Source organism: Ensifer sp. ENS11, from assembly GCF_014851895.1.
Lineage (GTDB): Bacteria > Pseudomonadota > Alphaproteobacteria > Rhizobiales > Rhizobiaceae > Ensifer > Ensifer canadensis.
The window spans coordinates 250403-265548 of sequence record NZ_JACVAN010000004.1; the positions used below are offsets into that span (position 1 = coordinate 250403).

At 61.1% G+C, this 15146-nt stretch carries 12 protein-coding genes; 7 read left to right on the forward strand and 5 right to left on the reverse strand.

What is annotated here, in order from left to right; translation table 11 throughout:
- Positions 1-135: 135 nt before the first annotated feature.
- Together IB264_RS10455 and IB264_RS10460 are read left to right on the forward strand one after the other, a co-directional pair.
- Entirely contained in the window at positions 136-1509 is a 1374-nt protein-coding gene (locus IB264_RS10455) for a class II 3-deoxy-7-phosphoheptulonate synthase (protein WP_025427237.1), read from the forward strand.
- A 121-nt stretch (positions 1510-1630) separates the two neighbouring features.
- Complete coding sequence (locus tag IB264_RS10460; RefSeq protein WP_025427236.1) at positions 1631-2029, forward strand: GFA family protein; 399 nt, start codon at positions 1631-1633, stop codon at positions 2027-2029.
- A 94-nt stretch (positions 2030-2123) separates the two neighbouring features.
- On the opposite strand, the gene IB264_RS10465 is transcribed toward IB264_RS10460, so the two are convergent.
- The 5 genes from IB264_RS10465 to IB264_RS10485 all read right to left on the reverse strand — a co-directional run bounded on the left by IB264_RS10465 (position 2124) and on the right by IB264_RS10485 (position 8324).
- Complete coding sequence (locus IB264_RS10465; protein ID WP_038576148.1) at positions 2124-3074, reverse strand: hypothetical protein; 951 nt, start codon at positions 3072-3074, stop codon at positions 2124-2126.
- A gap of 162 nt (positions 3075-3236) precedes the next feature.
- A complete protein-coding gene (locus IB264_RS10470; RefSeq protein ID WP_025427234.1) occupies positions 3237-4976 on the reverse strand; it encodes a TadG family pilus assembly protein in 1740 nt (579 codons plus the stop codon).
- 1 nt (position 4977) lies between these two features.
- Positions 4978-5400: a TadE/TadG family type IV pilus assembly protein gene (locus IB264_RS10475; RefSeq protein ID WP_025427233.1), complete on the reverse strand. Its 423-nt coding sequence runs from the start codon at positions 5398-5400 to the stop codon at positions 4978-4980.
- Between the two features lie 195 nt (positions 5401-5595).
- A complete protein-coding gene (locus IB264_RS10480; RefSeq protein WP_025427232.1) occupies positions 5596-6144 on the reverse strand; it encodes a DUF1003 domain-containing protein in 549 nt (182 codons plus the stop codon).
- A gap of 257 nt (positions 6145-6401) precedes the next feature.
- Positions 6402-8324 (reverse strand): LTA synthase family protein, encoded by a 1923-nt coding sequence (locus IB264_RS10485; protein ID WP_025427231.1) that lies wholly within the window; start codon positions 8322-8324, stop codon positions 6402-6404.
- Positions 8325-8593: 269 nt separating this feature from the next.
- Between IB264_RS10485 and IB264_RS10490 the strand changes: the two genes are divergently transcribed.
- From IB264_RS10490 to IB264_RS10510, 5 genes are all read left to right on the forward strand, one after another.
- Complete coding sequence (locus tag IB264_RS10490) at positions 8594-10276, forward strand: NAD+ synthase (protein ID WP_025427230.1); 1683 nt, start codon at positions 8594-8596, stop codon at positions 10274-10276.
- Positions 10277-10428: 152 nt separating this feature from the next.
- Positions 10429-10614, forward strand: coding sequence for a hypothetical protein (locus IB264_RS10495; RefSeq protein ID WP_025427229.1), 186 nt, complete (start codon positions 10429-10431; stop codon positions 10612-10614).
- Between the two features lie 24 nt (positions 10615-10638).
- On the forward strand, positions 10639-11466 hold the full coding sequence (locus IB264_RS10500) for a TolB family protein (protein WP_025427228.1): 828 nt from the start codon (positions 10639-10641) through the stop codon (positions 11464-11466).
- 267 nt (positions 11467-11733) lie between these two features.
- Positions 11734-13467, forward strand: a complete 1734-nt coding sequence (locus tag IB264_RS10505) for an ankyrin repeat domain-containing protein (RefSeq protein WP_025427227.1) — start codon at positions 11734-11736, stop codon at positions 13465-13467.
- Positions 13468-13630: 163 nt separating this feature from the next.
- Entirely contained in the window at positions 13631-15145 is a 1515-nt protein-coding gene (locus tag IB264_RS10510) for a diguanylate cyclase domain-containing protein (protein ID WP_025427226.1), read from the forward strand.
- The last annotated feature ends 1 nt before the right edge of the window (position 15146 follow it).

A 15146-nucleotide genomic window follows, 5' to 3' on the forward strand; every position in this document is an offset into this window, starting at 1 on the left:
CGGGCGCGAAGGCTTGGCCACGCGCTGAAGCGGGGCGCGCGGACGCAGTGAAATTTCCGAATACCGGGCGGTGTCGAAACCGTCAGGGCGCGACCCGCGCGGACCGACGTCCGCGGCAGACAACAGGTGATCGAAATGGCACAGACTTGGACTCCGAATAGCTGGCGGCAGAAACCCATCCAGCAGGTTCCGGATTATCCGGACCTTGCGGCTCTTGCGGCAACGGAAGCGAAACTCGCGAAGTATCCGCCGCTGGTGTTTGCCGGCGAGGCGCGGCGTCTGAAGACTGCTCTTGCCAATGTTGCCGAAGGCCGCGGCTTCCTGCTGCAGGGCGGCGATTGCGCCGAGAGCTTTGCCGAGCATGGGGCCGACACGATCCGCGACTTCTTCCGCGCGTTCCTGCAGATGGCCGTCGTTCTGACGTTCGGCGCTCAGCAGCCGGTGGTCAAGGTCGGTCGCATCGCTGGCCAGTTCGCCAAGCCGCGCTCCTCCAACATCGAGAAGCAGGGCGACGTCGAGCTGCCGAGCTACCGTGGCGACATCATCAACGGCATCGAGTTCACCGAAGCGGAACGCGTTCCGGATCCGGAACGGCAGATCATGGCCTACCGCCAGTCCGCCGCGACGCTCAACCTGTTGCGCGCTTTTGCGATGGGTGGCTATGCCAACCTCGACAACGTTCATCAGTGGATGCTCGGCTTCGTCAAGGATAGCCCGCAGGCAGAGCGCTACCGCAAGCTCGCCGACCGGATTTCCGAGACGATGGATTTCATGAAGGCGATCGGCATCACCTCTGAAAATCATCCGAGCCTGCGCGAAACCGATTTCTTCACCAGCCACGAGGCGCTGCTGCTCGGCTACGAGCAGGCGCTGACGCGTGTCGATTCCACCTCCGGCGACTGGTATGCGACTTCGGGCCACATGATCTGGATCGGCGACCGTACCCGCCAGCCGGACCACGCCCATATCGAATATTGCCGTGGCATCAAGAACCCGCTTGGCCTCAAGTGTGGCCCGTCGCTGACGGCTGACGGCCTTCTGGAACTGATCGATCTGCTCAACCCGGCCAACGAAGCCGGCCGCCTGACGCTGATTTGCCGCTTCGGCCATGACAAGGTTGCCGAGCACCTGCCGCGCCTCATCCGCGCGGTTGAACGCGAAGGCAAGAAGGTCGTCTGGTCCTGCGATCCGATGCACGGCAACACGATCACGCTCAACAACTATAAGACCCGCCCGTTCGAGCGGATCCTGTCGGAAGTCGAAAGCTTCTTCCAGATCCACCGTGCGGAAGGCTCGCACCCGGGCGGCATTCATATCGAGATGACCGGCAACGACGTTACCGAATGCACCGGCGGCGCCCGTGCGCTTTCGGGTGACGATCTCGCCGATCGCTACCACACCCATTGCGATCCTCGCCTCAATGCGGACCAGGCGCTGGAATTGGCGTTCCTGCTCGCCGAGCGCATGAAGGGCGGCCGCGACGAGAAGAAGCTGGTCGTCAACGGCTGATACTGAGGCATTGCCGCACGGTTCAGATTTTCTGAACCTCGAGCGGTCGCTATGAAATTGACAATGCCGGGCCGGCTCGCGAAGCTGGCCCGGCATTTCTCGTTTCAGGAGGTCGGGGACCATGTCGGATATTCACAGCGGCAGCTGCCTTTGCGCGGCAGTGCGGTTCAAGACGCGGGGCGAACTGCGCGAGTTGATCTTTTGCCATTGCACGCAATGCCGCAAGCAGACGGGCCTCTATTACGCCGCGACCAATGTGCTGGATCGCGACATGGAACTTGAGGGGGCGGAGGACGTGACCTGGTATCGTTCGAGCGATGGCGCGCAGCGTGGTTTTTGCCGCAACTGCGGCTCGGCTCTGTTCTGGAAATCCGATAGCGCCGAATACGTCTCGATCATGGCCGGCGCCTTTGAGAAGCCGACGGATCTCCTACCCGGCTATCACATATTCTGTGCCGACAAGGGCGATTTCTACGACATTAACGACGATCTGCCGAAGTTTGAAGCGGGCCGGTCGTAGGACCGTTCAAGCCACTTCCGGCCGCCAGGCGATGACGCGATCCGTGCGCGCGAATCTCCGGCGACGCCGGGCCGCACTTAGTGAAGGAAATGACCTATTTCGCCAACCGGACTGCACCGTCCGTGGCTCGCTCATAGGCATTGGCCAGGGCCGCGAGCTTTATAGCCTGCCAGCGACAATACTCGTCGACCAGTCCGGCGCTCATCCAAAAGCGTCCACGGGAGCCGTCGTTCGATCGGCCGATGAAACCTGTGTCCTGCGCTTTGGTGAACAGTCTGCGCACGTGCGTGTTGGAGATGGTGTAGTGGTTGGCAAGCTCGGCGAGATTGAGTTCCAGCCAGACCTTTCCGTCCACGGGCGTCAGGCTTTTCGGACGCGCCATGAGGTCATCGAGCAGCAAGCCCCCGCATTCGGTCCAAACGAAGATGGCAACGCCTTCGGGGGGCTCGCTCCAATTCTTGTCGGACAGGAGCATTCGCGCCGCGATCGGCTGCGTGCGTCCAAGGACAGAGGTGTCGGCCTCGACATGTTCCAGACGTCTGCCGCCATCGAGGCGGTCGAGCGTGCCCATTTGGCTCATGAACCAACGCATCATGGCGCTCTCGCTGACTTCCGTCGGCTCAAGTGGGCGAACCTTCTTGTTCGTCCGCTCACCTCTGACATCGCGCAGCAGCTTGTAGGCGAGCAGCTCGGACAGGAATGCGGCTGCCGTGTTCCTGCTTGCGCCGCCGGTCTCGCGCATGAACTTCAACAACCGCGCGGCAGTCACTCCCGAATCGGGGTGAGACGGGTCGCGCTCAAGATGAAGCGCGTAAGCGGCCTGGGTCAGCGTCCATTTCTGGTGGGAGGCGACGAGACGAGCCACACGTGGAAAAATATCATAGACCGCCATCAGATCGCGAGCGCTGATCTGCAGCGTCTCGCGCAGGAGCGGGTTGCGTAGCAATCCGTCCGCCGTGAAGGCGAGCGGTTTCTCCGGTGCAGCATCCCCCTGTTTTGCAACCAACTGCATCTGTCGCGCACGTCTCCCGACGATCTCTCGCATACGCCTCGGGTTCCGATCCCTCGCCACGTGTGCTTCGATACTACTCAACCCATCTGCATGTAGCAGCTCTACCTTGCCCATAACGTGCGAACCCGTCATTTTGTTCGAAAGCATCGGCAATCGATTTTCCGTTGCCAGTCCCTTTGTGCTGTCGCGAGGCTGTTACTGCACCAGTACCGGTGGCTGACATTTGACGCCGGTGACGCGGACATCGGCTTCTCCCACGCGTACCCCCACTAGGAGCAGCAGATTGTAGAGCAGATCGTCCACCGGTTTCGTGACCGCGGCCAAGGTCTGGGCAAGCGCCTGTTGCAGGATAGTCGGGCTGCCGAGCGTCAGGAACAACACCTGAATGTTCAGGTCCAGATTGTTGAGCAGGGTCTTCGTCGTCGACGACAGGATGTCCTTGGTCGAAACGCTCTTGATCGAGCGTGCGGCCACTTCGGCGGGGCTGAAGGTGAGGCGGGACGCTTGAAGGTTCTGCGCCTCGACGTGAGCGATGGCGTCGATCTTGACCGCCAGCGCATCGACGATGCGGGCGCGCTCGACCCGAGCGTCGAAGGAGAAACTCGAAAGCACCTTCGGATTGACGTCACCGACGGCGATCTCAGCGACGCCCGGCACCGCGTCGACGACGACTGCCGCGTTCTCCGGCTTGCCGCCGTAGCAACGGATGTCGGCAAGTTTGGCTTCTGCGTGGGCAAGCTCGACATAGATCGGCAACCGAATGCGCATACCGGCAAGGGCCGCAAGCCCGTCTATGCCCACCTCGACGGCAAGCCGGGTCTGCGCCGTGCGGACCGCTGCTCCTGGGGTTCCCAGGCGATGGCTCGGCGTTTCGACCGGCGGTTCGCCAATTGCGAGTTTCACCGTGGCCGAAGCTATGCCCGGAAGCCCGGCAACCGCGTTAAGCGCGATCTGATGCTCGCCGTTGGCGATGGCGGCGGCGGCCGAGACGATCTGCAGCGCACTCACCTTCATCGTCCAGTCGGAGCCGGCATCGATCCTCATGTCCTTTTTCGGGTCCAGATTGAGGATCTGCGCCAAGGTGAAGGTTTTCTTGTTGTTGGCCGTTGCCAGCTCGATGCTCTTGAGGGCAGAGGTCACCGTACCGGAGAGCCCCTGGAACAGCCGCATCGAAGACAGGAGCTGCGGCAGGGTCAAATTGGCGTCGAGCACGTCTTCATAGGAGGCGGAGGTCAGGCTGAGCTTGGTCGCGACGATCTTCAGGAAAGGCTGGATATCGATGTCGGCGTCGATCAGGGCGGTGTAGTCCATGACCTTCAGCGAAATGTTGGTGCCAAGCATCTGGCCGAGAATGGCATTGAGCAGGCCGTCATTCAGGCTGGCGAGGCGAGAGCCGACGGAAAAGGCGGCAACCTTCGAACTCGCCGCTGTCCCGACCACGCTCAAGTCCGGCGGTGCGGTGAAGAGGGAGGCAAGGAAGATCTGCCCCTTCTTTTCCAGGAGTACCTGGACCGCATCCGAAGGGGCGGCATCCCTGACGAAGCGCTGGCCGGCTGCGACGCCCGGATCGGGGACATACCGTCCACGCGTGACCGTTGCCACGCCGTCGACCTTTTCCGTCCCGACGTCGCCGGGCGGCAGAACCTTGCCATCGACGGTCAACAGGCCGGAGGGCGTCGCAACAGCGAAATTGACATGGTTGTTGGAGAAGTACTTGAGAACAGCCTGCTCGGCGGAGGAGACGTTCGATGCGGCGGCGATGGCAGCAAGATCGACGGTCGACTGCATTTCCTGCTTCTGGACCGTGAGGTAACCGTAGTCGATGCCAAGTCCCATGGAGGCGATCACGAGCGGCATGACGAGAGCGGCGGATATGCCGACGTTGCCACCTCTTGATCGGGCGAGGTGTGCTATTCCCGGCGCTTTCAAACCCATATCAGATACCTCCCAAACGGATCGTAGCGAAGCGCTCGATATTTTCGCTCGGCATGGCGAAAGTGAACATGTTGAAGATCGGGAGATCGCCGGCGTCGTACTTGATCCTCACGGTAAACTGGTTGGCGTTACCAGCATCGTCCTTGACGGTGACCGTCATACGGGACGGCTTGATGAAGGCTTGGTCCATGGTCGTGCGCTGGATGTAGTCCGTGGCAAGGCGTTCTCGCTCGCCTTCGGAAAGTCCGGCAATGGCGGTGCGCGCTGCGTCGGCGGCTATCTGCTGAATGGAGTGGGCCGCGCTGAGGTAGATGCCGTAGGCGATCAACGTCAACACACATAGAAAGAATAGAGGGGCGATGATTGCAAATTCAATTGCGGCAGCGCCATCGCGGCTGCCGAACAGGCGCGTTATTTTGGACATATCAGCAACTCCGACCGAACCGTGACTGCTTTTTCTCTGTCCCTGCGCCTTGACGGTGCTCCCCAAGTGTTAATTTTTCGATACGCTAATAGGTTGTTTCAATAGTCAGAAATAGCCTATTGTTGCAAAATACAAATTTGTGATTGAATTAGGAATCTTGCAGATTCTTGCGCGCTTTAGTGGCTTGTCCGGTGTCTATTCATTGTCGGGTATGTGCCGATACTGGGAAAGCTGGCGGTTAAGATTGGCGATGTCGGTCCTCAGCTCGGCGATCTCGCGCAGTAGCACATCGTCCACCTTGTGGTGCAGGGCGATCAACTCGACTTCCGACTTCAGATTGACCTCATAGTCCTTTGCCGCAGCGAAGCGATCGCGTTCGGCCTGCCGGTTCTGGGACATCATGATGACCGGCGCCTGCAGCGCCGCCAGCATCGAAAGCAGCAGGTTGAGGAAGATGAAGGGGTAGGGATCGAAGGCCCCGGTCACCAGCAAGACGGTGTTGATGATCACCCAGACGACGAGAAAGCCGCAAAAGCTGAGAATGAACCCCCAGGAGCCGCCAATCCTGGCAATGGCGTCGGCGAGCCGGTCGCCGACGGACAGCTCGGCGCTGAACGCGGCATTGGTGTCGGTTGCAACGGTGCGTCGTTCCTTGGCGCGGGTCAGGATGCGGCGCTCGATTTCGCCGAGCTCGGCCATCGGTTTGCCGAAGATGTGCTGCGAGAGTTCGTTCAAATGCGGCATGGCTATCTCCGGAAATGGATCGGACGATATCGAAAGCGTTTCGCGCAAAAGTGTGCGGCGGATTTGCGATAACGACACGGGCAAAAAACAAGAGCCTAAAGCGCAGTGAGCGAATCGGAAAGATCGCGACGCGCTTAAGCGCACCACTTCGACGAGGAAATCAACGGGATAGATGAGAAAGTGCACAGAGCCGGGCGGTTTACCGTCCGGCTCTGTTCAGAGGCCAGTGATGTCGCACGAACGTGTGCGGGTGTGGTTTAGAAGCCTGCGGCGTAGAGATCCGCGTGCGACTTGAAGAAGCGGTCGGTCGAGTAGCGCTTGCCGAACATCATGTCGTGCTGGAGGAAGCGATAGTCGCGCAGCAGGGCCGGGACCTTCGGCTGACGAGACCATTCGGCGACATCCTTGCCGTTCTTGCGGATCAGCATGTAGCGGTCGACGACGCGGTACTGGTCGTGCACCTTGCCGAGGAAGCCGGTATAGTAGGGATGCTCGTAGCCGGACTGCTTGAGGATCTGGTAGGAAAGGAAGGCCGGGCTGATCGTGCCGACATTCTTCTTCGGACCCGTCTTGTTCGACCAGACGACGAGCGGAGTTTCGTGCTGCGCCTTCATCTGGTCCTTCGAGCCCTTGCGCTCCGCGGTCACGCCCTTCATGAAACCGGTGTTGGTGTAGACCGTGTTCAACGGCGGCAGGTGGTCGCCGAAGAGCACGATGATGGTTTCGCGGTCACGTTGCTTGGCCCAGTCCATCAGCTTCTTCAGGCTCTCGTCGGCTTCCTTGACGCCCTGGGCGTAGGTTTCAAGCACCTGGCGATCGCTCTCCGGCAGGTTGCCTTCGACCTTGATGGTATTCTTGGCATAGCGGTTCGGCTCATAGGGGCCATGGCCCTGCAGCGTTACCGCGAAGAAGAAGAAGGGGTCATCCATGGCGTCCGCCTGGCGGATGATCTCCTTGGTCAGGGATTCGTCCGAGGCGAAAATGCCGCGCTTCTGCATCGGCGGCATATTCTCCTCCGACTTGAAGGTGTCGAAGCCGAAGGCCTTGTAGACGGCGGTGCGGTTCCAGAACCAGCTCTGGAACGGATGGATGGCACGCGAAACGTAACCCTCGCCACGGAAGAAGGTGGCAAGCGAGGGGATCGGATTGCGGATGTACTGTTGGTACGGAATGCTGCCATAGGGCAGGAAGGCATTCGAAAAGCCGGTCAGCGCTTCGAATTCGACATTGGCCGTCATGCCGCCGAACTCTGGCGAGAACACGTTGCCAGATTGCATTTCGCGGATCGTCGGCATCGGGTCGGGCGAAAGCTTGACGTTCGGCAGACGGGTCGGATCCCAGAAGGATTCGCTCATCAGCACGATGACGTCGGGCTTGCTGCGGTGGGAGGTGCCGGCCGGCAGCGGCTTGACCGGGATGCGATCGATCGCATCGGCCATGTAGCCGGCGGGCGCGTTGACGTTGGCCATCGGCAGATTGATCGCAAACGCCAGCGCAAAGCCGTTGTGACGATAGTTTTCGGTCTGGTCCCACATGATCGGGATGACCTTCAGGCGATCACGGATCCAGGAGAACTGGTTGTAATCCATGATGTGCCAGAAGGCGAAGAGCAGCGGCAGCGCAAAAGCTGCGCGAGCGATGCGCTCGCGGCGTGTCAGCTTGGGGAAGTTGCGCCAGGCGTAACGCAGCAACAGGCCGATGGTTGTAACGGCTGCGATGAGGCCGACAACGATGCCGACGGCCGTCCACGGACGATCCTTGACAAGCACAGGCATCAATTCGAGGATCTGGCGGCCAAAGAGGAAGTCGGTCGGATAGAGCGGGTCGGAGAGAAAGACCTGCTTCTGCTGGCAGATGATGGCCGGTATGATCGCCAGCGGCGCGAGCACCACGGCGGACTTGTGTTCGCGGCCGAAAACGCCATCGATGGCGAGAAGGATCAGGAAGAATGCACCGATGGTGGTCCATGCGGGGCGCGTCGGATCGAGGAAGTAGGCGACCGTGTCGGCCATGGACTGGCGCACGATCAACTCGACTGCAAAAACGAGGGCTGCCGCGATCGACAGCGAGAACAATGCACTGCGTGCGGAGGTCAGCGTCTTGGCGTGCCGCGCGGCAAATCCGGGTCTACCAGCGTAGACTCGTGATCTCCTCGCTACGGCTGAATCGATATTGGCCAACGTCTTCTCCAATTTCATCAATGTGTCGTGTAACTGTCATACGACTGTCATTTTGAACAGGGGATGAATGACTTGTTCAGGGTGTTTGGAAACAGGTTTTCGTGACGTGAGGACGCGCGAGCCGGCGCCGATAACAAACCGGAAACGCAGAATTTTTTGGAATTTTTCGCTTCGCGGCGATTGGCTGTGGGCATTTTCGCGCGGATTGCGCTAAAGATCGGGGCGAAAGTCAGACGCATTCGTTCGAGAACAGACCGACAGGCCCGCTCATGACCGCTCACAAAGCCGCTCCCACCCTGCTTCGTATCGCAATCGCCCAGCTCAATCCGACCGTCGGCGATATCGCCGGAAACCTGGCGAAAGCGCGTGAGGCGCGCGCCGATGCGGCGCGCCAGGGCGCCGACCTCCTGCTGCTCACCGAGCTCTTCATTTCCGGCTATCCGCCGGAGGATCTGGTTCTCAAGCCTGCTTTTCTCAAGGCCTGTTTACAGGCGGTGGAAAAGTTGGCCGAGGAGACCGCCGACGGCGGCCCGGGCGTCATTATCGGCTTCCCGCGCCTGGCCAAGACCGGGCGCCACAATGCCGTCGCCGTGCTCGATGGCGGCAAGATCATTGCGGTACGCGACAAGGTCGATCTGCCGAATTACGGCGAGTTCGACGAGAAGCGGGTGTTCGACCAGGGCGAGATGCCAGGGCCGGTCAATTTCCGCGGCATTCGCATTGGTATCCCGATCTGCGAGGACATCTGGGGCGATCTTGGTGTGTGCGAGACACTGGCGGAAAGCGGCGCCGAAATCCTGCTGTCACCGAACGGCTCGCCCTATCATCGCGGCAAGGTGGACGTGCGCCATCAGGTCGTGCTCAAGCAGGTGATAGAGACCGGCCTGCCGATGATCTATGCCAACCAGCTCGGCGGTCAGGATGAACTGGTGTTCGACGGCGCGAGCTTCGCCTTCAACACGGACAAGTCGCTCGCCTTCCAGATGAGCCAGTTCGAGGAGGCGCTGTCGATCGTCGAATGGAAAAAGGGCGACAATGGCTGGCACTGTGCCGGCGGCCTGCAATCGCGCCTGCCGGAGCGGGAGGAGGCAGACTATCGCGCCTGCATGCTCGGCTTCCGCGACTACGTCAACAAGAACGGTTTCAAGAACGTCGTGCTCGGCCTGTCCGGCGGCATCGACTCGGCGATCTGCGCAGCACTTGCCGTTGATGCGCTCGGCGAGGAGCGGGTACGCACGATCATGCTGCCTTACCGCTACACCTCGAAGGACTCGCTGAAGGACGCCAAGGATTGCGCCGAAGCGCTCGGCTGCCGCTACGATATCGTGCCGATCGAAGAGCCGGTCGAAGGATTTCTCGGCGCGCTGGCCGATATGTTCGAGGGCACGGAATCGGGCATCACCGAGGAAAACCTGCAGAGCCGCACGCGCGGCACGATCCTGATGGCCGTCTCCAACAAGTTCGGCTCGATGGTGGTCACCACCGGCAACAAGTCGGAAATGTCGGTCGGCTACGCCACGCTCTATGGCGATATGAACGGCGGCTTCAATCCGATCAAGGACCTCTACAAGATGGAGGTCTATGGCATCTCGCGCTGGCGCAACACCACCGTGCCGCCGGGCGCGCTCGGTCCATCCGGCGTGGTCATCCCGCAAAACATCATCGACAAGGCGCCGTCGGCCGAGCTTCGCCCCAACCAGACGGACCAGGATTCACTGCCGCCCTATCCGGTGCTCGATGACATTCTGGAGTGCCTCGTCGAAAAGGAGATGAGCACGGAGGAGATCGTTGCTCGTGGTCATGACGAGACAACGGTACACCGCATCGAACATCTGCTCTATATCGCCGAATACAAGCGCCGACAGTCGGCGCCCGGCGTGAAGATCACCAAGAAGAATTTTGGCCGCGATCGGCGCTATCCAATCACCAACCGGTTCCGCGATCGGGGATAGACGGTGAGCGCATCCCCGAAGGGCGGGACGGCAAGGAAAGCCAGCCGGAGTTCACCGAGGAGGAAATCCGGCTGATCCGGCTGTGGTCGCTGAGCGACGTTTCTGCCGGTGGGCAGCTTTCGGCGCAGATCGCCTGTTTCGCGACGCCGGCCGTGTTCGGTGTCTATGGTCTTGCGACCGGTAGTCTCGTCACCGTCGGCGTCGCCTTCGTCTGCATTCTTCTGCTGCTGGCCTGGGGCTTGGTCTCGACCTGGCAAGACCAGCGCAGCGTCATCTTGATGCGGTCGATCTGCGCCAAAGTCTTGGCGGTGCTGCCACGGGGCGAAGAAAGCAAATAGCTGCGGTTGCGGCAGGAGAAGCGTATGCGCAGTTCCATCGAAACCTATGACATCGTTACCGCCGAGACTCGCGTCGTCTGGCAGACGGAGCGGCTGGTCGAGGCGCCGAATTGGTCTCCGGACGGGCGATATCTCATCATCAATGGCGACGGCCGGCTTTACCGGCTGGCCTTCGACGGCTCGGAGCCGGTCGAGATCGAAACCGGCTTTGCCCATCTCTGCAACAATGACCACGGCATTTCGCCTGATGGCAGCACGATTGCGATCAGCGACAAGACCGAGTTCGGCAAGTCGGCGATCTACCTGCTGCCGGCTTCTGGCGGCACTCCGCGGCTTGTCACCCCCAACCTCCCGTCCTACTGGCACGGCTGGTCGCCGGATGGCGGCGCACTGACCTATTGCGGTATTCGTGATCAGGTCTTCGATATCTATACGATCTCGGTCGAAGGCGGCGAAGAGCGGCGACTGACGCAGGGCGAAGGCCGCAACGACGGGCCGGACTGGTCGCCGGATGGAGCGTGGATCTACTTCAACTCCAGCCGCACTGGCCGCATGCAGATCTGGCGCGTTCGTCCCGACGGCACCGACGTTGAGCGCGTGACCGACAGCCCCTATGGCGACTGGTTCCCGCATCCGTCGCCCGACGGAAGACACCTTCTGGTTCTCTCCTATGACGGCGATGTCTTCGATCATCCGCGGGACCTGAACGTCCGTCTGCGATTGATGGAGATGGATGGCAGCAACGCGCGCGAGCTGTTCGAGCTCTTCGGCGGGCAGGGCACGATGAATGTTCCCAACTGGTCGCCCAAGGGGGATCGCTTTGCTTTCGTTCGCTACGAACCCGAAAGCTGAGAAGCCTACAGCGCCGCGCGTCTTATCAGACGCGCAAAGGTCGCTGTAGCACTTTGAATTGCTGCATGTTTTATCCTTAAATCGGATAGGATTTAAGGAAACATGCAGTGGACAAGAATATCGGCTGCGTGCTAGCGATCGTGTCGTTCGCAGGGCGCACCCGATCCGCGGGAAGGGCCAGACCCACCTGTTTCACTGGACTTGGTTGCCACACCTCTTTTCAGTCTGTGGGCGCGGATACCGGACGTGAATGAAAGGAGGTCTTTCATGATCACGCGCGATCTTTCCGCGAACGCTACCCTCTATTCCATCCGCAAGCAGGCCAAGGCTTTTCACAAAGCCCTGAAGGCTGGCGATGCCGCGGCACGCCAGCGGGCGCTGTCCTATTTCTCCGAGCCGGCCACAATCGGCCTGCAGGATGCCCAACTGGTCATCGCCCGGGAGTTCGGCTTCTCCAGCTGGACCCGATTGAAAACGCATCTCGAACGCGCTCAGGGCGGCAAGCCCGCCACCGAACAGCTTGCCAATCGCTTCCTCGCATTGGCGACCGTGTCCTATTTCGGCGACATCGCTGCGGACCCGGAGCGATATGCCCAGGCGAAAGCCTTGCTCGACGAGCATCCAGAAATTGCCCGTGAAAGCATCCATGTAGCAGCCGCTCTTGGCGATGGCGACGCCATCGACCGTTGGCTCGACACGGATCCGAAACTCTCCGGCAAGCGTGGTGGGCCTTACGATTGGGAGCCTCTGCTCTACGCGGCCTATGCCCGCGTTCCCGGCAGATCTTCCCTTGCAGCGGCTGAACGGCTCATTGCGTGTGGCGCCGATGCCAATGCCTTCTGGATGGACGACGGGCAATATCGTTTTACCGCGCTGACGGGCGTCTTCGGCCAGGGCGAGGCGGGCAAAGAGCGTCAGCCAGAACATCCGGATTGCGTCGCCTTTGCCGAACTCCTGCTTAAGGCCGGCGCTACGGCCAATGATAGCCAGGCGCTCTATAACCGCATGTTCGAGCCCGATAACACCTGCATCGGTCTTTTGTTGCGGTATGGGCTAAGCGCAAAGGACAGGAACAACTGGCTTGTCCGCGAAGACGGTCAGTTGATCGAGAACAGCGAAAGGGTCTTCGACTATCAACTTGCCTGGGCGCTGGAAAAGAAGATGACGGACCGTGTGCGGCTGCTGGTCGAGCATGGGGCCGACGTAAACCGCGTCGTGAAAGGTCGCACGCCCTACCAATGGGCCGAGCTCGGCGGTGATCCGACCCTTGCCGGCTATCTGGTGGCCCATGGCGCCACGGTCGCGGAACTCACCGATGTCGATCGCCTCGCGCGGGCGATCGGTGAGGGAAATGCGACGGCGGCAAAGGCGCTGGCAGCCGGGGATGCGGCGCTTGTTTCGCGCACGCAGGCGGCCCATCCGGCGATCCTGCATGAGGCTGCGGGTGAAGCCCAGCCGGCCCAGGTGGCGCTGATGCTGTCGCTCGGCTTCGACGTCAACCGCATGACGTCGCGCACACCGCTGCACGAGGCGGCATTGCACGGGCATATCGAGATGGCGAAGCTGCTGATCGCGCATGGTGCCAACACCATGGCGCGCGACCCGTATCATCACGCACCGCCGATCGGCTGGGCCGAATACAACGGCAAGGCCGATATGGTGCGCTTCCTCGAGACACAGCCGCTCGACCTGTTTGCGGCCGCTGCCTTCGACAAGGGAGAGCGGGTGCTCGAGATCGTCAATGAAAAGCCGGAGTTGCTCGACATCCCCTTCGGTCAGTTCCGTGGGCGTGGGCGGCCAAACCCGCAGAGCGACTGGATGACGCCGCTCGCTATCGCTGTCGTCAACAGGAGGCCATCCGTGGTGAAGCTGTTGCTCGAAAAAGGCGCGAACGCCAACCTGCGTGATGGTACTGGTACGAGGTCGATCCGCGACCTGGCGCGCGACGAAGGCGACGACGAAATCGTCTCCTTGTTGCGTCCGGCTGTGCAGTCCAACTAACAGTCGCACGACTGGTGATTGTCGGCTTTACTAGGCGGTTGAAGTCTTTAAGGCTTTCAAATACCAGCTTGCTTAAACTAAATTTCTGCTTTGATCTTTAGGGTGGCGTCTGACCGGTGCCACCCCTCGCCTTTGACGGCTGGTCCGGTGAGGGGGCGCTGGCGTGATCGAGCAAAAGTTTCGGCAACCGAAGCGCAACAGGGCGGTGTGGGCGATCCATGCGGCCTGTACCCTGGTCGCGATCCTGACGATCGCCAGCCTCATCTTCGTTCTCAACCGCTCCGTCGTCGAGGCCGATCGCTTCGGTCTTTCGGCGGAACGCCGGCTGGTGGCAAACGAATTGCGGCACCAGATGGAAGCCGCCGTCCAGTTTCAGGCCCAGGTTTCCTTCTGGAATGCGACCTATGCGGAACTTGCGGCCGGACGGCTGAGCGATACCTTTGTGGCCCCGGAATTGGCGGGTTGGCTGTGGAAGGACTACGGCTTTTCCTGGCTGATCGTCAGCGATGCCGACGGGCATGTCTCGACCGCGGTGAAGGATGGGCTGGTCGTGCCGGCGGAGGCGGCCGATGCCCCGCTTCACGACGTCGAAGATCTGCTCGACGAAGCCCGACGCCGCTACGACAACGCGTTGAGAAACAACAACGGCACCTATACGCTCGATATCCCCCAGCCTGATCGGCAATCGGTCACGCCGATCGTGCCCGGCATTCATGCCGTGGATATGCGCCAGATCGAGGGCCAGATGAGCATAGCCGTCGTTCAGGCCGTCATCCCGGAAACGCTGCAGCTGCCGGCCGAACGCCGCAAGCCGGTGTTCATGGTTTCGGTTCGCCCGCTGACGGCGCGGTCGCTGCGCGAAATCGAGGCAAAGCTTGGCGTAACCGGCCTCGCTTTCGTGCCATTGTCACAGCGGCCGGCCGACGGCGTGCACGTCTCCGCCGGTCGCTGCGCTGATGTCTCATGCCTTGTCGTCGCCTGGACGCCCAAATCGCCCGGCGGCTTCGTCCGCGCGGAAATCCTGCCGAGCGTCATCGTCATCGCGATCGCGGCTACCCTGCTGATGGCGTTTGTGGCCCTCAGGTTCTCCTCCGTCTTTTCCGCCCTGCAGCAGAGCGAGGCGCGAAACCGCCACATGGCGAAACACGATCGTCTCACCGGGCTGCTCAATCGCAGCGGCTTCGACGAAGTGCTCGCTGCGGCCCTGCTCGACGTCAAAAAACGTCCATTCGCGCTGATCTTTGCCGATCTCGACGAGTTCAAGGCCGTCAACGATGAGCACGGCCATGCGGCGGGTGACGCAGTCTTGGTGACGATGGCCGAACGTTACCGCCTGCGGGTTGGTGCGCGCGGAACTGTTGCCCGCCTTGGCGGCGATGAATTTGCCGTCATCCTGCGGTCAACCGGCAAGGATGCGTCCGAACTTGCCACCGGTCTCGTCAACGATGCGCAGACGCCAATCGAGTTCGAGGGGCAGGTGCTGCGTATCGGCGGTAGCATTGGTGTGGCCTTTGCGCCGAGGCATGGCCGTACTGCTCGGTCGTTGCTGGCTGTAGCCGACGAGGCGCTCTATCTGGCCAAGCGACGGGGACGCAACCGCGTCCAGACGGCCGACGACCTTTCGACGGAAAACAACGATGCGCCGGACGATGAGGCTGACAGGCGCCATACCGGCTGAG